Source organism: Afipia massiliensis (genome assembly GCF_014203115.1).
GTDB classification, from domain to species: Bacteria; Pseudomonadota; Alphaproteobacteria; order Rhizobiales; family Xanthobacteraceae; genus Afipia; species Afipia massiliensis.
Genome location: NZ_JACHIJ010000009.1, coordinates 37,561 through 57,086, shown reverse-complemented (window position 1 = coordinate 57,086; position 19,526 = coordinate 37,561). Strand labels below are relative to the sequence as shown.

Genomic DNA, 19,526 nt, shown 5'->3' with positions numbered 1-19,526 from the left:
TCCGTGCGAACGTCGGCTTCGAAAGGACACTGGAAATCATAGATTCTAGTGTGGTTTTGGTTCGCAGGTCCGTATATGAGCGCGCGAAGGAAATGATACGGACCTGCGAACCACCACACTAGAAATCACGCCTATTCCGCCTTATCCGACCCTCTGGTTGCCCGGAGGGATGCCGAAGCATTTGACCCGGAGCGACGTCACCTTGACGATCAGGAACGAACCCCAGATCACCCCCGATCTCGTCGCCAGCCACGGTCTCAAGCCGGACGAGTACGAGCGCATCCTGAAGCTGATCGGCCGGGTGCCGACGTTCACGGAACTCGGCATCTTCTCGGCGATGTGGAACGAGCACTGCTCCTACAAGTCATCGCGCATCCATCTGCGCGGCCTGCCGACCAAGGCGCCGTGGGTGATCCAGGGCCCGGGCGAAAACGCGGGTGTCATCGACATCGGCGACGGGCAGGCGGTGGTCTTCAAGATGGAGAGCCACAACCACCCGAGCTACATCGAGCCATATCAGGGCGCGACCACCGGCGTCGGTGGCATTCTGCGCGACGTGTTCACCATGGGCGCGCGACCCATTGCATGCCTCAATGCACTGAGCTTCGGCGATCCGAGCCATCCGAAGACGCGTCATCTGGTGTCGGGCGTCGTCGCGGGCGTCGGCGGCTACGGCAACTCGTTCGGCGTGCCGACGGTCGGCGGCCAGACGCGTTTCCACACGCGCTACGACGGCAACATTCTCGTCAACGCGATGGCGGTGGGCCTCGCTGAGACCGACAAGATTTTCTACGCGGCGGCCTCCGGCGTGAACATGCCGATCGTCTATCTCGGCTCCAAGACCGGCCGCGACGGCATTCACGGCGCGACCATGGCCTCTGCCGAGTTCGATGACGACAGCGCCGAGAAGCGCCCGACCGTGCAGGTCGGCGATCCGTTCGCGGAGAAGCTGCTGCTCGAAGCGTGTCTCGAAATCATGGAAGCGGATTGCGTGATCGCGATTCAGGACATGGGCGCTGCGGGTCTCACCTGCTCCGCGGTCGAGATGGGCGCGAAGGGCGATCTTGGCGTCGAGCTCGATCTGGATTCGGTGCCGACGCGCGAAACCGGCATGAGCGCCTACGAGATGATGCTCTCGGAGTCCCAGGAGCGCATGCTCATGGTGCTGAAGCCCGAGAAGGAAAAGCAGGCCGAGGCGATCTTCAAGAAGTGGGGTCTGGATTTCGCCATCGTCGGCTACACCACGCCGACGCAGCGCTTCGTCGTGAAGCATGGCGGCGACGTGATGGTCGATCTGCCGATCAAGGAACTGGAGTCGGAAGCGCCGCTCTATGACCGCCCGCATGTGCCATCGCCACAGTTGCCCGTCATTCACGCGCGCGATGTGAAACCACCCGTCTCGATTTCAGAGGCGCTGTCCAAGCTCATCGCCACGCCGGAGCTGTGCTCGAAGCGCTGGGTGTGGGAACAGTACGATCACGTCATCGGCGGCAACACCATGCAGCGCCCCGGTGGCGATGCCGCGGTGGTGCGCGTGCAGGACGGACCGAAGGGGCTGGCCCTGACCTGCGATGTGACGCCGCGCTATTGCGAGGCCGATCCGTTCGAGGGCGGCAAGCAGGCGGTGGCCGAAGCGTGGCGCAACATCACGGCGGTGGGCGGGCGTCCGCTCGCGATCACCGACAATCTCAATTTCGGCAATCCCGAGCGGCCCGAGATCATGGGGCAGTTCGTCGGCTGCCTGAAGGGCATCGCGGCGGCGTGTACCGCACTGGATTTCCCGGTCGTGTCTGGCAACGTCTCGCTCTACAACGAGACCAACGGACGCGGCATCCTGCCGACGCCGTCCATCGGCGGCGTGGGGCTGCTGGATGATTTCACCAAGTCGGCGACCCTGGCGTTCAAGGCTGAGAACGAGGCGATCCTTCTGATCGGCGACACCCAGGGGTGGCTCGGCCAGTCGGTGTATCTGCGCGACATCTGCGGCAAGGAAGAAGGCGCACCGCCGCCGGTCGACCTCGACGTTGAGAAGCGCAACGGCGACGTGGTGCGCGGTATGATCAAGGGTGGCACAGCGACCGCGGTTCACGACGTCGCGGATGGCGGCTTGCTGGTGGCGCTCACCGAAATGGCGATGGCCAGCGGTATCGGCGCTATCCTCGATGCACCGCCGGACGAGATCGTGCCGCATGCGTGGTGGTTTGGCGAGGATCAGGCGCGCTATGTCATCACCGTGCAGGAAGAGAATTTGCTGACGGTGCTGAGCAAGCTGAAGGCTGTCGGTGTACCGTGCCACGTCATCGGCAAGACCGGTGGTCACGACATTGCGGTCGAAGGCGAGACTTCGGTTTCGGTGGCGTCACTCAAGGCGGGCTACGAGAACTGGCTGCCGGCCTACATGGCGGGCAAGGGCTGAAACAGGAAAATCGCGGGACGCGCCCGCGATCTTCAAAACTGCTGCTAGTGGGACCTACCAGCGTCCTACGCCAACGCTGACACCGACGCCCGGTGCACCGTATACGCCTACACTCGGACCTTCGTTGTAGTAGCGACGCTCCCGATATTGGCGCCGCGGAGCGTAAGCATACGAGTCGTCCTGAATAATCACGCGGCGGGCGCCGCGAGTCCGGTAGCATCGGCCATCTTCATCACACACTGTGCGGATGTGTTCGACATTCGAACCTGTTTGAACACCCGAAATGCCGTTCGTTATTGGCGCGGCAATCGCGCCGCCGGCAAAAACAGCGCCTGCGCCGGCCAAAAGCGCTATTGTGAAATGTCTCATGGTACGTCTCCTGTCGGCAGAAAGTGCCGTTGGGGAGGTAATTGAAGCCACAGGACTTCGTTCCATGCGTTTCGGCGGCTTGTCGATGCCCACGCATGGTCACGGCGCGTGGCGGTTACCTTCGGTTCTGGCGAGTCCGCCGTCGCGGCGGCTCCTGGCGCGCCGCCATGAATGCGTTCGCCACATCGACGAAACGCGCCACCAGTGGCGACAGATTGTCCTTGCGCCAGACCAGCGAGATATCGAGCGTCGCGGTCGCGTCTTCGATCTCCAGCGGTGCAATCCCCGGCGGCAGCGTCGGGATGAACGATGCATCTAGAATCGTGCAGCCGAAACCTGATCGCACCAGTTGCAGCAGTACGGGCACGTCATCGGCTTCTTCGGCAATTGTCAGGGAGAGCCCGCGGTCCGTCATCAGCCCGTTGATGAGCGCGCGGAAACCGCGCCATCGCCGGGCGCTGCCGATCACCAGCGGAGCGGTGGACAGGGTTCGCAGCGAGATCGCACGGTTTGCCGCCCAGGCATGGCTTGTGGGAACCAGCGCGACCAGCCGTTCGCGCGAGATGGGAATTGTCTGTTGCAGCGGCCCGACGACATTCGACATCATGAAGCCGAGATCGAGCGCCCCCTCGTCGAATGCCGCAGCTTGTTCGGACGAAGCAAGCAGGCGCAGGCCGACCTGCGCCTGTGGATGGCGTTTCCGGAATTCTATGATGATGTCGGACATAGGGCCGGTCGCGGCAAACGTCGAGTAGCCGACGCTGACGGTGCCGCTGAGCCCCTGTGCAACGCGTTCCGCGTGCACTGTGGCGCGCGCGAGGCGCTGCATGGCGTCAGCGCTTTCGCGGTAAAGCACCTCGCCGGCGGGCGTCAGCATCACCCGGCGGGTCGATCGTTCGAAAAGCGTGAAGCCGAGGTGGTGTTCAAGATCCCGGATGCTGCGGCTGAGCGCCGGCTGGGCGATCCCAAGCTTCTCGGCGGCCTTGCGGAAGCTCAGCGTCTCACCGACGGCGAGAAAGTAAGGAATTTTGGCTGGAAGCAGGGGACGGACCATCGCGCAAGGGCCGCGCAGGCGGCCTTTCCTTTGTTACCAATAAAGTATCAATCGAGGCATCATTGGTATTGGACAGGCATGAATGCCCTCTGTCAAATCGCGCCATGGTTCCCTTGAAAGAATGCGGTGTTTCGGCCGCCTTTCTGCGCGGGTGCATGGTGTAGCCACAAGACATCTGACGGAGAGAGCATGCCGAAAGGGAAGGCGATGATCGTCGCGGCGCAGGCCGAAGCGGCGGAGGCCGGTGCGGACGTATTGCGGGCGGGCGGAAACGCCATTGACGCAGCGATCGCCTGTGCGCTGGTTCAGGGCGTCGTCGATCCGTTGATGACCGGCATCGCCGGTTTCGGCAGCGCCGGCATCTATTTCCCCGGACAGGGCTTCCATCAGTATCTCGATTTCCATGCGCCGGCGCCGGCGGCCGCGCGTCCCGACATGTGGGCCGACCTGATCGAAGGTGAAGCGCGCGACGGTTATGGCTTCATCCTGCGCGGCAAGGTGAACGACCTCGGCTATCAGTCGGTCTGCGTGCCGGCTTCGCTGAAGGCTTATTACGAGGCGCATTCCAGATTCGGCGTGCTGCCGTGGCGGGACATTGTCGCGCCGGCGATCGCGTGGGCGGAGCGCGGCTGGATGGTGCGTCCCCATGTCGAATTTTTCTGGTCCGATCCCGGCATAATGGATCGCGCTTCGGGAATCGATCGTCTCTCGTTCACGGCTTCCGGGAAGAAGCTTTATTGCCGCGAGGACGGTACCTACAAGCGCGTCGGTGATGTGGTTCACAACCCGGACTACGCGCAGACGCTGCGCATGATCGCCGAGGGCGGTTCCGACGTCTTCTATCGCGGCGAACTGGCACAGCGCATCGCCGCGGACATGAAGGCAAATGGCGGCCTCATCACCGCTGAAGATCTTGCGAACTACCAGCCGCAATGGCGCGAGCCGCTGCGCGGCAACTATCGCGGCTATGAAGTCACCACCAACAACCCGCCGGGCGGCGGCGTCATGCTGGTCGAGATGCTCAACGTGCTTGAGCATTTCGATCTTTCCGGCATCGGGCATAACTCCGCCGAATATCTGCGGGTGGTGTGCGAGGCGATGAAACGTTCGACCGCCGACAAGGATCGCTCGATCGGCGATCCGGCCTTTCTCGACGTGCCCGTCCAGAAGCTGACGTCGAAGGATTATGCCGCTGCATTGGCCAGCGAAATCAAGTCGCACGTCAAAGGCGACGTGCCGCGGTTCAACTCGGGCATGCCATCGAAGGACACCACCCACGTTTCGGTGGTCGATCGCGACGGCAACTGCGTGACGATGACCCATTCCCTCGGTATGCCGTCCGGTGTCATCACCGATGGCCTCGGTTTCTTCTACAACGGCTGCATGGGTGTGTTCGATCCGCGGCCAGGCCGCGCCGGCTCGATCGCGCCGGGCAAGGCGCGTTTCACGTCGGTCGTCCCGTCGATCATTTTCCGCGACAAGAAGCCTTATCTGGTGATCGGCGCGCCTGGCGCGACGCAGATCGCCATGGGTGTGCTGCAGGCCGTTCTCAACGTCATCGATTTCGGCATGACCATGACCGAAGCAGTCAGTGCGCCGCGCTTCTCCGCGACCAGCAACGCCATCGACGTTACCAATCGCATCGTACACGGCGTCACCAACGAACTCGAAGCCGATGGCTATCAGGTGATCCGCAGCCCTTACACGTTCGGCTTTGCGGCCGTGCATGGCATCCGGATCGATGGCGACAAGCTCGACGGCGGCGCCGACCCCGGCCACGACGGCATCGCGTTGCCGGTCTGAAGCCGAACAACAGGACACAGAAGGAGGAAGGGATATCGTGAGAACAACCAGGATCGGACTGACGGTTGCGGCCATGCTGATGGCATCCAGTGCTGTGCAGGCGCAGGTGTCTGACGACGCCGTCAAGATCGGCGTGCTGACCGACCATTCGGGCGGCTTCGCCTATCTTGTCGGCAAGTACTCTGTCGAAGCGACGCAGATGGCGGTCGATGATTTCGGCGGCAAGGTGCTGGGCAAGCCGATCAGCGTCATCACCGCCGATCATCAGAACAAGGCCGACATTGCTTCCGCGCTGAGCCGCAAATGGTTCGAGACCGAGGGCGTCGACACCATTACTGACGTGGCCGGCTCGGCGGTCGCCCTTGCCACTCAGGAAATCGCGCGGTCGCGCGGCAAGGTGTTGCTGATTTCAGGCGCCGCGACCACCGAGCTGACGGGCAAGGCCTGTTCGGCGACGACATCGCAGTGGAGCTACGACACTTATGCGTTCGCCAAGGGAACGGCGAGCCAGGTCACCAAGCAGGGCGGCGACAGCTGGTACTTCCTGACCAGCGACTACGCCTTCGGTCATTCGCTCCAGCGCGACGCCAGTCACTTCGTCACCGAAACCGGGGGCAAGGTGCTTGGCAGCGTGCGCTTCCCGTTCGGCTCGCCGGACTTCTCGTCGTTCCTGCTTCAGGCGCAGGCCTCCAAGGCCAAGGTGATCGGTCTTGCCATGTCTGGTGCGGACCTTTTGAGCGCCATCAAGCAGGCGCGTGAGTTCGGCATCGTCCAGTCCGGACAGAGCCTCGCTAGCCTCGTCGTTTACATCAACGATATCGAAGGCGTTGGTCTGAACATCGCAGAGGGCTTGACGCTCACGACCTCCTTCTACTGGGACGCAAATGACGAAACGCGCGCCTGGGCGAAGCGGTTCATGGAGCGCTCGGGTGGTTTCATTCCCAACCTGATCACCGCGGGAACCTACGCGTCCGTGCTTCACTATCTGAAGGCGGTTGAGGCGGCAGGGACCGATGAGGGCAAGGCCGTGGCGGCAAAGATGAAGGAACTGCCGGTCAACGACTTCTACAACAAGAACGTCCAGATCCGGCAGGACGGCCGTGTCATGCACAAGACCTTCCTGATGAAGGTGAAGTCGCCTGCGCAGTCGAAGTATCGCGGCGATTTCTATCAGCAGTTGGCTGAGATGTCGGGTGAGCAGTCGTTCAAGCCGCTCGCCGGAAGCGAGTGCCCTCTGGTCAAATAAAAGCGCAACGAAAGCGCCTTGAGCAACGCCCGCCGGTTATTCCGGCGGGTGTTGCCGTTTGTCGGAGGACGATTGGGAGCGTTAGATCTCTTCGATCGTGACTTTGTTTGGATAGAACGCCAGATGCCCGGCGATGTCTTTCATCGAATCGTAGGGCGTCTCGTAGGTCCAGATGGCGTTCTCCAGCGTCTTGCCGCCGGAAACGATGCTGAAATAGCTCGCATCGCCCTTGTAGGGGCAATAGGTGCTGTGGTCGGTGCGCTTCAACCTGGCAGGGTTGGCATCCTCGCGCGGAATGTACTGAACTGGCGGATAGTTGGCTTCCTTGAGGGTCAGGGCGCGGCTGGTTTCGGCGATGAGCTCGCCGCCGACGCTGATCCGGACCCGTTTTGAGTTCGCTGAGATCGCAATTGGGTGGTCCGGGCCTGGAATTCTCATGCGAACGTTCATGACGGGCTTCCTGTTGAAGTCGCAATATAGGTGCGATCTAGTGTCCTGAAACCGAAGTTCGCCTTATTTTCCGGCTCCCGTAGCGAACTTCGGTTTCAAAAGGACACTAGAAGACTATGATTCTAGTGTGGTTTGGGTTCGCAAGTCCGCATATGTACGCGCCGGGGAAACAATGCGGACTTGCGAACCCCCACACTAGCGCAATGCTTGCGTGACGGCGCAGGTTGCAAGGGCTAGAATCAGTCATATTTCGGTGCATTGCCTGGGCCCGGAATGGCTCAAGATCGGGAGATTCAAAGACATGCCAATGGACGCGCGGGACATCGAAACGATGATCAAGGCTGCGTTGCCCGACGCGAAGGTGGAAATCCGCGACCTCGCAGGCGACGGCGACCACTACGCTGCCACCGTCATCTCGGAAGCTTTTCGCGGTAAATCGCGGGTACAGCAGCACCAGATCGTCTATCAGTCGCTGAAGGGGCAGATGGGCGGCGTCCTGCATGCGCTGGCGCTGCAGACGGGCGTGCCTGACGCCTGAACCGTCGAAAGCGGGGGGCACAACGGTGTCGACAAACGAAACCCTGTTGCGAGCCCGTGCGCCGCACCAGCATCACCGTGTCACTTACGTCGAACTATTCTTCGACCTCGTTTTCGTTTTTGCCATTACGCAGATCTCCCACACGCTGCTGGCGCATTTCACGCCGCTGGGCGTGCTGCAGACCACGATCCTGTTTCTGGCGGTGTGGTGGGTCTGGATCTACACATCCTGGATCACCAACTGGCTCGACCCGGAGCGCACGCCGGTCCGCGTGATGCTGTTCGGGCTGATGGTCGCCGGCCTGTTGCTGTCCACCTCCATTCCCAAGGCGTTTGAAAGCCGGGGGCTGGCGTTTGCGCTGGCCTTCGTCGTCATGCAGGTCGGACGATCGGCTTTCACGTTCCTTTCGATACCGAAGTCGAAGCCCGGCTGGCGCATGAACCTGTTGCGCATCACTTGCTGGTTGGCATGCAGTGGCGTGTTCTGGATTGCGGGCGGGCTTGCGGAGGGGGAAACGCGGCTCATCCTGTGGATCGTCGCGGTGGCAATTGAGTATTGCGGACCGGTGATGCGGTTCCGGTTTCCCGGTTTAGGCGCCACACCTCTCGAAGACTGGGAGGTCGAAGGCGGCCACATGGCCGAGCGCTGCGCGTTGTTCATCATCATCGCGCTCGGAGAATCGCTCGTGGTCACCGGCGCGACCTTCGCGTCGGCCGCATGGACAGCGCCGGTGATCATGGGCTTCGTTGTGGCGCTGATCGGCAGCATCGCCATGTGGTGGGTGTACTTCCATATCGGCGCGGAGGCGGGGGCGGAGCATATCTCGCACGCGAAGGATACGGGGCGGTTGGCGCGGCTCGCCTATACCTACCTGCATCTTCCGATTGTCGCGGGCATTGTGGTGTCGGCGGTCGGCGACGAGTTGCTGCTGGCGCATCCCGATGGCCATGCCGACACCAAGACCATACTCACCATGATCGGCGGGCCGTTGCTGTTTCTGATCGGCACCATTCTGTTCAAGCGCAGCATCAGAGGCATCTTTCAGCTCTCGCATATGGTCGGTATCGGTCTGCTGATCGTGCTGATCCCGTTCGCGCACAGTTTGTCGCCGCTGCTGTTGTCGTCAGCGACAACGGTCATCATGCTGATCGTCGCAACATGGGAAGCGATCTCGCTTGGTTCGCGGACGTTATCCGACGAGGTCTGAAATCAGACCCCGTTTTCCGCCACCAGCGCGTGAACGGAGAACATCCCGTCAGGATCGGTCCATGATGCACGCGGAGTCCATCCCGAGCCCCGCGCCAGCGCCGTGAAGCGCTCGATGCTGTATTTGTAGCTGCTCTCGGTGTGGATCGTCTCGCCGGTGCGGAACGTCGCCGTGTGATCCAGCACCCGCACGGTCTGCGGCTTGCGGCTGATGAGATGCATCTCGATGCGATGGCGCTGGCGGTTGTAGATCGCGCGATGCTTGAATCCGTCGAGATCGAGATTGCCGCCGAGTTCGCGGTTGATCCGCGCAAGCACATTGAGATTGAACTGGCCGGTCACGCCCGCCGCATCGTTGTAGGCGTCGTGAAGCACGCGCTCGTCCTTCTCGAGATCGACGCCGACGATCAGCGTCGCGCCTTCGCCGAGAATGGCGCGGGCGCTGCGCAGGAAGGCACAGGCTTCATGCGGATCGAAATTGCCGATGGTCGATCCGGGAAAGAAGCCGACTTTCGGCATGTCCTTGACTTCCAGCGGCAGTTCGAACGGCTTGGTGAAGTCGGCCGTCACCGGATAAACCGCGAGATCGAGGAAGTCTTCACGCAAGGCGCTCGCCTGACCGTTGAGGAAATCACCGGAGATATCCACCGGGACGTAGGCCTTGAACGAGCACTGCTTGAGCAGAAGGCGCACCTTGGTTGTGGCGCCTGCGCCGAATTCGACCAGCGCGGCGTTTGCGGGGATCGCCTGGGCGATCTCCGAACCACGGTCGCGCAGGATGCGTAGTTCGGTGCGGGTCGGATAGTACTCCGGCAGCAGCGTGATCTGCTCGAACAGTTTCGAGCCAGCCTCGTCGTAGAAATATTTAGGCGACAGCTTTTTCGGTTGCTGCGACAATCCAGCAATCACGTCCTGAGCGAAAGAATGGTCAATCTGATCGTGAAGCGGAGCCTCGGCCCGCGCGTTGACATGCACATTCATGACGGTCTCGTGTGTTCAGGGTTTAAACGGCGTAATCGGTGAGCCGCAGTCCGGTGAACTGCCAGCGATGATGTGGATAGAAGAAATTGCGATAGGTAATGCGGCTATGATTGTCCGGCGTTGCCAGCGATGAGCCGCGCAGCACCAGTTGGTTGACCATGAATTTGCCGTTGTATTCCCCGAGCGCGCCGTCGATGGCGCGGTAACCGGGGTAGGGCGAGTACGAACTGCGGGTCCACTGCCAGACGATGCCGAAGGCGTCGTTAAGATGACCGGCGCGGGCGGCGACTTCCCATTCCATTTCGGTCGGCAGATGCTTGCCGCTCCAGCGCGCAAAAGCATCGGCTTCATAGTAGCTGACATGTGAAACGGGAGCCGTGGGATCGATGGGCTGCAAGCCGCCGAGCGTCATGATCTTCCATTCGCCATTAATGTTGCGCCAATGACCGGGGGCCTGCCATTCCTCACGTTCGGCGGCCGCGAAGCCGTCCATCAGCCACAGCGTCGGCGTCGTGTATCCGCCGTCCTTCATGAAGGCGAGCCACTCGGCGTTGGTCACGAGATTGCGCGCCAGCTTGACGGGGCCGACCAGCGCGCGGTGCGCGGGCTTTTCGTTGTCGAAATGAAATGAATTGTCGGCGTGGCCGATGGTGTGGATGCCTTCCATCAGGGTGACCCATGCGTCGCCGGTGCGGGTCGCAGCCGGGAATGCCCAGCCGGGTTCATAGGCCGGCGGGATCGGATTCTGTGCGAAGGCATGCAGGATGTCGGTGAGAAGCAATTCCTGATGCTGCTGCTCGTGATTGAGGCCGACCTCAATCAGCGGCTCTAGTTTCGCCAGCGTGTCCACATCCGCCGAACTGAAAAATGCCGCGACTGCGGCATCGACATGCTTGCGATAGGCCGTCACCTCGTCCGCACCGGGACGGGTGAGGTGACCGCGCTGGGCCCGGGCGTGGCGCGGCCCGGCGCTGACGTAATAGGAATTGAACAGGTAGGCGTAGTCGGGGTGATAGGGCTGGTAGCCGGGGGAATGCTCGCCGAGCAGGAATTGCTCCCAGAACCAGGTGACGTGGGCGCGGTGCCATTTGGTCGGGCTGGCGTCCGGCATCGACTGAACCAGCTGATCCTCGGGGGACAACGGAGCCGCCCGCCGCTCGGTCTCGTCCCGGACGGTGCGGTAGGCCGTCAGCAGCCTAGCGGCCCGTTCGTCGCGGGATTCCTGAAGGAGTTTTTGGCTGGATTCGGCCGTATTGGCGGAGGACGTGGCGACACGGGCGTCTGGCTGGGATGCTGGTTTCGTCACGAGATTCTCCGGTTGAGGAGAGAACGATGCTTCTGCGGATCGGTTCCGCAGAACGGATGCTCTAGATAGGGCGCCTCGCCGGAGAAAAAAGGCACCGTCGGCCATGAAATGGATACGCGTTGGCTACGACGCTGTTACGGAGAGAGAGGCATGGCAGACCCGCATTCCCCCTCTGGGGGTGGCATGGCACCCTTTCAGCGATTTGATTGGGCTGCGGAACCGTTTCACGCTACATATATGGTCAGAGCGACAGGCCGTTGAAGATTCCTGGCCCAGCCGCAGGACCGAGGCAGTTAAGGACGCGAATATGAGCATCGACCAATTCATCGACAACGAAGTGAAGTCCAACGACGTCGTGCTGTTCATGAAGGGCACGCCGCAGTTTCCGCAGTGCGGATTTTCGGGCCAGGTGGTCCAGATTCTCGATCACGTCGGCATCGCCTACAAGGGCCTGAACGTGCTTGAATCGTCCGAACTGCGCGACGGCATCAAGATCTATTCGAACTGGCCGACCATCCCGCAGCTTTACGTCAAGGGTGAGTTCGTCGGTGGTTGCGACATCATCCGCGAGATGTTCCAGGCCGGCGAATTGCAGCAGTTGCTTGCTGACAAGGGCGTCGCGATCCAGCAGCCCGCTGGCTGATATTTCCGGGCGAGGCGGCCGTTCGCCGTCTCGCTTGTCTGCCGGCCTTTCGGGCCAGTACAGTCCTCCCAAGCCCGGACGCAAACGATCCGGGCGTTCGTCTGAAAAGACTTGGGAGGTTTTTCTATGCTCGTGTCTCGCCACACCACGGCGTCGCTTGTCGTTGCCGCCACACTGCTCGCCGCACAAAGCGCTTTTGCCGACAGCGTTGTCCGCACCCAGCCCATTGAAGCTGGGCTATCGCCCAAAGGGCTCGCACGGATCGGCGACTACCTCAAGAATGAAATCGCCACCAACAAGATTCCAGGCGCCGTGATGATGATCCAGCGTCGCGGCAAGATCGCCTATTACGAGACGTTCGGCGTCCGCGATCCCGCCACCAAGGCGCCGATGACGGCGAACACGATCTTCCGCATCTACTCGATGTCGAAGCCGATCACCACCGTGGCGGCGATGATGCTGGTGGAGGAGGGCAAGCTCCAGCTGGGCGATCCCGTCGCGAATTTCATTCCCGCGTTCAAGGATGTGAAGGTCGGCGTCGAAAAGAAGGGCGAGGACGGAAAGACGACGCTCGATCTCGTGCCGTCCCGCCGTCCCATGACGGTGCAGGATCTGATGCGCCACACGTCGGGCATCACCTACGGCTTCTTCGGGGAGGGTCTCGTCAAGAAAGCCTATGTCGATGCGAAAATCTTCTCGGAAGATGTCGACAACGCCGGCTTCGCGGATCGTATCGCCAAGCTGCCGCTGGCCTATCAGCCGGGATCGACATGGGACTACAGCCATTCGACCGACATCCTGGGGCGTGTGGTCGAAGTCGTGTCGGGCAAATCGCTTTATCAGTTCGAGAAGGAGCGCATTCTCGATCCGCTCGGCATGAAGGACACCACATTCTATGTCACCGACAAGACCAAGCAGCCGCTGATTGCCGAACCGTTCGCGAACGACCGAAAGATCGGTAATGACGCCGATATGAATGACCCGCGGATCGTGCGCAAGTGGGAATCCGGCGGCGGCGGCATGATGTCGACCATCGGCGATTACGCCCGGTTCGCGCGCATGATCGCGAATGGCGGAATGCTCGACGGCAAGCGCTACCTGAGCCCGAAGACCATCGCCTATATGGGGTCGAACCATATCGGTCCCGCGTCGGGGGTGGTGAATGGTCCATACTATCTGCCCGGTCCAGGCTTCGGTTTCGGTCTCGGATTCGCGGTACGGACCGAGCCTGGCGTCAGCGTCATGGAGGGTAGCGCCGGCGAGATGAACTGGTCGGGCGCGGGCGGCACCACCTTCTGGGTCGATCCGAAGGAAGATATGTTCGTGGTGTTCATGTCCCAGACCGTGCAGCATCGCGGCCGTCACCGCATCGCGCTGAAGAATCTCGCTTACGGTGCGTTCGAGAAGTAATGGCCCGGCCTACGGCTGCCCGGTGCAACCGCGCCGGGCGGTGGGCGTATCTGATGGATCTCTGCCAACTGAAAGCAGGAACCCGATGAGATCGCGGCGTATCTGGAGCTTGCTTCCTGCCGCGATAGTCGCGCTCGCGGCCAGTCATGCATGTGCCGACGGCGCGATGCGGGTCTACCCCCCGGATGCCGTCCTCTCTCCGCAGCGGCTTGAACGGATCACCGAATATTTTGATACCGAAGTTGCCAACGCAAAGATTTCCGGCGCAGTGGTTCTGATTCAGCGCCACGGCAAGCAGGTCTACCTCAGGTCCTTCGGCAAGATCGATACGGTCTCCGGCGAGCCGATGACGCCGGATGCGATCTTCCGAATTTTCTCGATGTCGAAGCCGGTGACCAGCGTGGCGGCGATGCTGCTGGTGGACGACGGCAAGCTTAAACTCGACGATCCGCTGTACAGGTACATTCCGTCATTTGCGACGGTGAAGGTGGGTGTTGAAGCCACGGCCGAGAACGGTGATCCCGTGCTCAAGCTCGTGCCGACGGACCGGCCGATCATCATCAAAGACCTGCTGCGGCACTCATCCGGAATCACTTACGGTTTCTACGGCAAGGGCCTTGTCAGAAAGGCTTATGCCAGCGCCGATCTGTTCGCCGAAGCCGATAATGCGTCGCTCGCAGAAAAGATCGCGCGCCTCCCGCTATCCGAGCACCCCGGCACGCTGTGGGACTACGGTCACTCGATGGATGTTCTGGGCCGCGTCATCGAGGTGGCGTCAGGCAAGTCGCTTTTCGAATTCGAGAAGGAGCGGCTGTTTGAGCCGCTCGGCATGACCGACACGGCCTACTATGTTGCCGACCCGGCCAAGCATCGCCGCATCGCCGAGCCGTTGCCCAGTGATGGTAACTTCAGGACGAGCAGTGCGCGGAATCCGCGCCTGTTTACGAAGCGGGAATCCGGCGGCAGTGGACTGGTCACGACCATCGGCGACTTCAGCCGGTTTGCTCAGATGCTGCTCAATGGCGGCGAACTCGACGGCAGGCGTTATCTGAAGCCTGAGACTTTCGCGACAATGACCATGAACCATATCGCGCCTGCAACGGCGGTGAAGCGCGGAGATTACTATTTCCCCGGCGACGGCTTTGGATATGGCCTCGGCTTCGGGGTTCGCACCGAACCCGGCAACGCCACGCCGCCGCCTCCGGGATCGCTTGGCGAGATCAAGTGGGACGGCGCGGGCGGTACCTATTTCTGGATTGATCGCGCGCAGGACATGTTCGTCATCCTGATGATCCAGTCACCGTCGGAGCGCGGCCGTATTCAGCCGGCGCTGAAGGCCATGGTCTACGACGCCTTCGAGCGATAGATCACGCCTTGGATGCGATATCGCGGATCGCTGAAACGGTCTCTTCGATCATTGTTGCCGTCACATCGAGATGGGTGCAGGCGCGGATGCGGTGATCGAGTGCGCCGGTCAGGATGCCGCGCTTGCGCAGTTCTGAAATCATTCGCTGTGTCGTGATGCCGGTTGCTGTCGGATCGAAGAAGATCAGATTGGTCTCGGGCTGATTGACCGTGATGCCCGGGATTTGCGCGAGACCGCGGGCCAGCGTGCGGGCATTGGCATGGTCGTCCGCGAGCCGGTCGATATGATGATCGAGCGCGTAGAGACAGGCCGCAGCGCAAATTCCGCTCTGGCGCATCGCCCCGCCAAGACGCTGCTTCCAGCGCCACACCTCGTCGATGAAAGTATCCGTCCCTGCGATCACCGCGCCGATGGGGGCGCCTAATCCCTTGCTGAAGTCGATCCAGACCGAGTCCCAGCCTTCTGCCATGTCCCGCGCGGATACCCCGGTGGCCACGCAGGCATTCATCAGCCGCGCGCCATCCATGTGAGTGATAAGCTTGTGCGCGCGCGCGATGGCAGTGATCTCGTCGAGAGTGGATTTTTTCCAGATCGTGCCGCCCCCGACATTCGCGGTCTGCTCGACGGTTACAACGCGCTGTGGCGCCGAGTAGCGCGAGACCGGCTGGATCGCTGCGCGAAATGTCTCCGGTGTGAAAACTCCGTTTTCGCCGGGCAGCGGCGTGATCTGAAATCCGCCGAGTGCTGCATGCGCGCCGCCTTCGCGGGTCAGCACATGCGCGGAGGGATGCGCCAGGATTTCGTCGCCCGGACGGCAATGCACCAGCGTTGCCGCCACATTGCACATGGTCCCCGACGGCAGGAAGACTGCGGCTTCCTTGCCGAGCATGTCGGCGACGCGTTCGCACAGAGCTATCGTGGTGGGATCGTCGCCGATCTGCTCGTCGCCGACCTCCGCACGCGCCATCGCCTCGCGCATGGCCAGTGTCGGCCGGGTCTGGGTGTCAGACATCAGATTGATGCGAACAGGTGGTAGCTTCGGATCTGGCGAGGCTGGGGTCATTCTCATCGGAAAGTCCTGTGCGGTGATCTGCGCCGTTCCCTGATGTATTCAAAAACGGACCACGGGTCCATGACCGTCCGCGTGCCAGTATGAGGTTGCTTGCAATGGGGCTGCCAATCGCTAGGCTTGCCGCTTGCATTTCTGTTTCCGCATGAGGCTGACTTTGCATTTCACAATTGATTATCGCTCGACCGCCCGTGCCTTGGCGATGTGCGTATTTCAGATGGCGGCGGTAGGCTTTTTCGTCGCGCAGGCGTCAGCCGGCAGCATCGGAAAAACCGACCCGGCAGCGGCAGGCTTTTCGAGCGAGCGGCTGGGCCGCATCACCGAATACTTCAACAATGAGGTGACGACCGGCAAAATCCCCGGCGCCATCGTGCTGATCCAGCGTCGCGGCCAGCCCGCCTATTACGAAGCTTTCGGTGTGCGCAGTGTCGCCACCAAGGCGCCAATGACGTCGGACACCATCTTCACGCTGTTTTCGATGACGAAGCCGATCACCTCGGTGGCGGCGCTGATGCTTGTGGAGCAAGGCAAGCTCGCGCTCGATGACGAGGTCGGGCAATACATTCACGGCTTTTACAATATCAAGGTCGGTGAGGAGAAACCTGGTCCTGACGGCAGGCCCGCGCTTGACCTGGTCGCGCCGAAGCGCCCGATCCAGATCCACGATCTGCTGCGGCAGTCAGCGGGCATACCCTACGCTTCGCTGGCCTATGGCGTGGTGAAGAAGCCTTATGAAGACGCCGACTTGATGTCGGGTAAGTTTACCAATGAGGAGGTGGCGAACCGCATCGCCGCGCTGCCGCTGATCAGTCACCCCGGCGATTACTGGACCTACGGCCACGCCACCGATGTGCTCGGACGGGTGATCGAGGTGGTGTCAGGAAAATCGCTCTATCAGTTCGAAAAGGAAAACCTGCTCGATCCGCTCGGCATGACGAACACAAGCTTCTTTGTCGCGGATCCCGCAAAACAGGCGCTGCTCGCCGATCCGCTTCCGAACAGGCATGACAAGCTGGATCGCGATCCGCGTGTCGTTACAAAATGGGAATCGGGCGGCGGCGGCATGGTGTCGTCGATCGCGGACTACGCGCGCTTTGTGCAGATGCTGCTCAATCGCGGTGAACTGAACGGCAAGCGCATTCTGGCGCGCAAGACCGTCGACCTGATGACGTCGAACCATATCGGTGAAGCTGCCGGCATCAAGCCGTGGGTCTATTATTTTCCCGGTGCGGGCTATGGCTTCGGTCTCGGCGTGGCCGTGCGGACGGAAGCGGGCGTGAGCCACTGGGCCGGCTCCGTTGGCGAGTACGAGTGGAGCGGGGGCAGCGGGACATACTTTCTTGTCGATCCGAAGGAAGACATGTTCGCTGTCCTGATGATCCAGTCGCCGTCGCAGCGCGGCCGGATTCAATCGGCACTCAGAAGCCTGATCTACGGCGCGTTGAAATAGCAGACGGAATTCACGCAAACAAAAAGGCCGCCCGATGAGGCGGCCTTTCGTATTTCTGTTCGGCTGAAGAGATCAGCGCGAATAGAATTCGATGATGAGGTGCGGTTCCATCTGAACCGGGAACGGCACTTCCGAAAGACCCGGAACGCGCGTGACCTTGGCAGTCTGCTTGCCGTGATCGACCTCGAGGTAGTCGGGGGTGTCACGCTCGCCGAGCTGGTTGGCTTCGAGAACGAAGGTGAGCTGCTTGGAAGATTCCTTGATCTCGATGACGTCGCCGACCTTGACCTTGTAGCTGGCGATGTTGACGCGTTTGCCGTTCACCTTGATGTGGCCGTGGTTGATGAACTGACGGGCCGCGAACATGGTGGCGACGAACTTCGCGCGATACACCACGGTATCGAGGCGGCGCTCGAGCAGGCCGATCAGGTTTTCACCCGAGTCGCCCTTCAGGCGGCTGGCTTCGACGTAGATCGCGTGGAACTGACGCTCGGAAATGTTGGCGTAATAGCCCTTCAGCTTCTGCTTGGCGCGCAGCTGCGTGCCGAAGTCGGAGAGCTTGCCTTTGCGGCGCTGGCCGTGCTGGCCGGGGCCGTATTCACGCTTGTTAACGGGGCTCTTCGGGCGGCCCCAGATGTTCTGGCCCATACGGCGATCGATTTTATACTTCGCCTCACTACGCTTAGTCATCGCGTCCTCTTTCGTAAGTTTGAGTTTTGAGGAAACGCGCCCTCCTGTGCAGCGGGATATGATCCCGGTGCTGACAGGTCCGCCTCATAAGCTTGATGAGAAAGACCACGGGTCGCGAAACGCAACGCGGGCCGAAACCGGCCCGCGAGCAACGGGGTTCTATGAAAAATCCCCCGTAATGTCAAACAGATCGGCTATTTCGCGGGGGCCGGGGAGGCCAGCGGTTTGGTCTTGTCCACCACGTAAACTCCCAGCACTTTCATAGGCTTATCGCCATGAACGGCGGCATCGTGAACGGCGCCGGCTGGAATTTGGTAGGATTCGCCGGCTTTCAGCGTTTTGTCGGGCTGCCCGTCTATGGACAACACCAGTTCGCCCTCAAGGACGTAGCCGGTCTCGACGCCGGGATGGGTGTGCCGTCCGGCCTTTGTTCCTGGAGCCAGTTCGGCAAGGCCGGTGACTGTGTTGTAGCCCTCGGGGAAAGCGATGGTCTGGAGTGGCGTACGCTTGATGCCCGCGGGCGGCTGCTGGGCGAGGGCCGCGCCTATGCCGGCGAGCGCGAGAACAGAAACGCAAAGCACTGTCTTCTTGAGCATGTGAATCTCCCTTTCGCTGTTCTCTTTCGGAACAGACCGGGCGGGAGGCTAACAGCCGAACGGTATCTACGGAAGGGTCTCAACCTACAGGGCTGGCACCAAGGAAGGGCTCCAGCGCCATCGCCAGAACCGGAGAGGGTGCCTGTCCCGATGTGAAGATGAACCGCGCCGGGAGTGCTTCGCCGGTGCCGTTGGCCCTGCCGAGCAGGTCGCTCACGCGGCGTGCGATGGCGGGCGCGGGATCGATCCAGTCCACAACCCACGGTGCCAGCGCGATCATCTGGCCGCTGAGCAGCGGATAATGCGTGCAGGCCAGCACCACAGTATCGGTCCGTGCTTCATCACTATTTTGGCCATTGACGAAGCACGGCGCGATCTCTGCCGCGATGGCATCGTCGCTGACACGTTCGCCGCGCAACGCGGCCTCCGCAAGACTCGCGAGATTTTCCGCACCGACCAGCGTCACGTCGCAGCCCTGCGCAAAATCGCGGATCAGCGCCTTGGTGTACTCGCGCTTGACGGTGCCGCGCGTGCCCAGCACCGACACACGCTTTGTCTTGGATGAGGCGCAGGCGGGCTTGATTGCCGGCACGGTACCGACGAACGGCACGGTGTAAGCCTCGCGCAGATGCGTCATCACCAGGGTCGAGGCCGTGTTGCAGGCAATGACGACGAGGTCCGGTGTGTGTTCGGCGATCAGATCGCCGACCAGCGGCACCACACGGGCGACGATTTCGTCCTCGGTGTGCTGGCCGTAGGGGAAATAGGCGTCATCCGCGACGTAGATATAGCGCGCGCCCGGCCGCAGCCTGACGATCTCGCGGAATACGGTGAGACCGCCAAGGCCGGAATCGAAAACCAGTATCGTGGGCGTCTGGGACACGAAAGCCATGATAGCCGATGTGCGGTTACCACTTTGTTGTAATCGGGGCG

Annotated in this window: 18 protein-coding genes; 9 read left to right on the top strand and 9 right to left on the bottom strand. The window is 61.5% G+C overall.

What is annotated here, in order from left to right; all coding sequences use genetic code 11:
• Positions 1-169: 169 nt before the first annotated feature.
• Complete coding sequence (purL, locus tag HNQ36_RS23985; RefSeq protein ID WP_246395514.1) at positions 170-2,416, top strand: phosphoribosylformylglycinamidine synthase subunit PurL; 2,247 nt, start codon at positions 170-172, stop codon at positions 2,414-2,416.
• A 54-nt stretch (positions 2,417-2,470) separates the two neighbouring features.
• On the opposite strand, the gene HNQ36_RS23980 is transcribed toward purL, so the two are convergent.
• Positions 2,471-2,785 (bottom strand): hypothetical protein, encoded by a 315-nt coding sequence (locus HNQ36_RS23980; RefSeq protein WP_184089939.1) that lies wholly within the window; start codon positions 2,783-2,785, stop codon positions 2,471-2,473.
• A 115-nt stretch (positions 2,786-2,900) separates the two neighbouring features.
• Positions 2,901-3,839, bottom strand: coding sequence for a LysR family transcriptional regulator (locus HNQ36_RS23975; protein WP_184089936.1), 939 nt, complete (start codon positions 3,837-3,839; stop codon positions 2,901-2,903).
• A gap of 189 nt (positions 3,840-4,028) precedes the next feature.
• On the opposite strand from HNQ36_RS23975, the gene ggt reads away from it, so the two are divergent.
• A complete protein-coding gene (gene ggt / locus HNQ36_RS23970; RefSeq protein WP_184089933.1) occupies positions 4,029-5,642 on the top strand; it encodes a gamma-glutamyltransferase in 1,614 nt (537 codons plus the stop codon).
• Positions 5,643-5,679: 37 nt separating this feature from the next.
• Entirely contained in the window at positions 5,680-6,888 is a 1,209-nt protein-coding gene (locus HNQ36_RS23965) for an ABC transporter substrate-binding protein (RefSeq protein WP_430641403.1), read from the top strand.
• An 81-nt stretch (positions 6,889-6,969) separates the two neighbouring features.
• Here HNQ36_RS23965 and HNQ36_RS23960 read toward each other — a convergent pair whose 3' ends face one another.
• Positions 6,970-7,326, bottom strand: a complete 357-nt coding sequence (locus HNQ36_RS23960; protein WP_184090067.1) for a DUF427 domain-containing protein — start codon at positions 7,324-7,326, stop codon at positions 6,970-6,972.
• A 313-nt stretch (positions 7,327-7,639) separates the two neighbouring features.
• Between HNQ36_RS23960 and HNQ36_RS23955 the strand changes: the two genes are divergently transcribed.
• Together HNQ36_RS23955 and HNQ36_RS23950 are read left to right on the top strand one after the other, a co-directional pair.
• Entirely contained in the window at positions 7,640-7,876 is a 237-nt protein-coding gene (locus HNQ36_RS23955; protein WP_040427058.1) for a BolA family protein, read from the top strand.
• 25 nt (positions 7,877-7,901) lie between these two features.
• Entirely contained in the window at positions 7,902-9,083 is a 1,182-nt protein-coding gene (locus tag HNQ36_RS23950; protein ID WP_184089930.1) for a low temperature requirement protein A, read from the top strand.
• Positions 9,084-9,085: 2 nt separating this feature from the next.
• On the opposite strand, the gene egtD is transcribed toward HNQ36_RS23950, so the two are convergent.
• Positions 9,086-10,063, bottom strand: coding sequence for an L-histidine N(alpha)-methyltransferase (gene egtD, locus HNQ36_RS23945; protein WP_184089927.1), 978 nt, complete (start codon positions 10,061-10,063; stop codon positions 9,086-9,088).
• Positions 10,064-10,085: 22 nt separating this feature from the next.
• Positions 10,086-11,369, bottom strand: a complete 1,284-nt coding sequence (egtB, locus tag HNQ36_RS23940; protein ID WP_184089924.1) for an ergothioneine biosynthesis protein EgtB — start codon at positions 11,367-11,369, stop codon at positions 10,086-10,088.
• Between the two features lie 307 nt (positions 11,370-11,676).
• Between egtB and grxD the strand changes: the two genes are divergently transcribed.
• The 3 genes from grxD (at position 11,677) to HNQ36_RS23925 (ending at position 14,788) form a co-directional block, all read left to right on the top strand.
• A complete protein-coding gene (grxD, locus tag HNQ36_RS23935; protein ID WP_184089921.1) occupies positions 11,677-12,012 on the top strand; it encodes a Grx4 family monothiol glutaredoxin in 336 nt (111 codons plus the stop codon).
• Positions 12,013-12,138: 126 nt separating this feature from the next.
• A complete protein-coding gene (locus HNQ36_RS23930) occupies positions 12,139-13,422 on the top strand; it encodes a serine hydrolase domain-containing protein (protein ID WP_184089918.1) in 1,284 nt (427 codons plus the stop codon).
• A gap of 85 nt (positions 13,423-13,507) precedes the next feature.
• Complete coding sequence (locus tag HNQ36_RS23925; RefSeq protein WP_184089916.1) at positions 13,508-14,788, top strand: serine hydrolase domain-containing protein; 1,281 nt, start codon at positions 13,508-13,510, stop codon at positions 14,786-14,788.
• Position 14,789: 1 nt separating this feature from the next.
• Here HNQ36_RS23925 and HNQ36_RS23920 read toward each other — a convergent pair whose 3' ends face one another.
• Positions 14,790-15,857, bottom strand: a complete 1,068-nt coding sequence (locus tag HNQ36_RS23920) for a threonine aldolase family protein (protein ID WP_184089913.1) — start codon at positions 15,855-15,857, stop codon at positions 14,790-14,792.
• Positions 15,858-16,059: 202 nt separating this feature from the next.
• Here HNQ36_RS23920 and HNQ36_RS23915 point away from each other — a divergent pair, with 202 nt between their 5' ends.
• Complete coding sequence (locus tag HNQ36_RS23915; protein WP_430641405.1) at positions 16,060-17,307, top strand: serine hydrolase domain-containing protein; 1,248 nt, start codon at positions 16,060-16,062, stop codon at positions 17,305-17,307.
• Between the two features lie 72 nt (positions 17,308-17,379).
• Here HNQ36_RS23915 and rpsD read toward each other — a convergent pair whose 3' ends face one another.
• The 3 genes from rpsD to murI all read right to left on the bottom strand — a co-directional run bounded on the left by rpsD (position 17,380) and on the right by murI (position 19,476).
• Positions 17,380-17,997, bottom strand: a complete 618-nt coding sequence (gene rpsD, locus HNQ36_RS23910; RefSeq protein WP_019196340.1) for a 30S ribosomal protein S4 — start codon at positions 17,995-17,997, stop codon at positions 17,380-17,382.
• 194 nt (positions 17,998-18,191) lie between these two features.
• On the bottom strand, positions 18,192-18,593 hold the full coding sequence (locus tag HNQ36_RS23905) for a cupin domain-containing protein (protein WP_184089907.1): 402 nt from the start codon (positions 18,591-18,593) through the stop codon (positions 18,192-18,194).
• A gap of 79 nt (positions 18,594-18,672) precedes the next feature.
• A complete protein-coding gene (gene murI, locus HNQ36_RS23900; RefSeq protein ID WP_184090064.1) occupies positions 18,673-19,476 on the bottom strand; it encodes a glutamate racemase in 804 nt (267 codons plus the stop codon).
• Between the last annotated feature and the right edge of the window lie 50 nt (positions 19,477-19,526).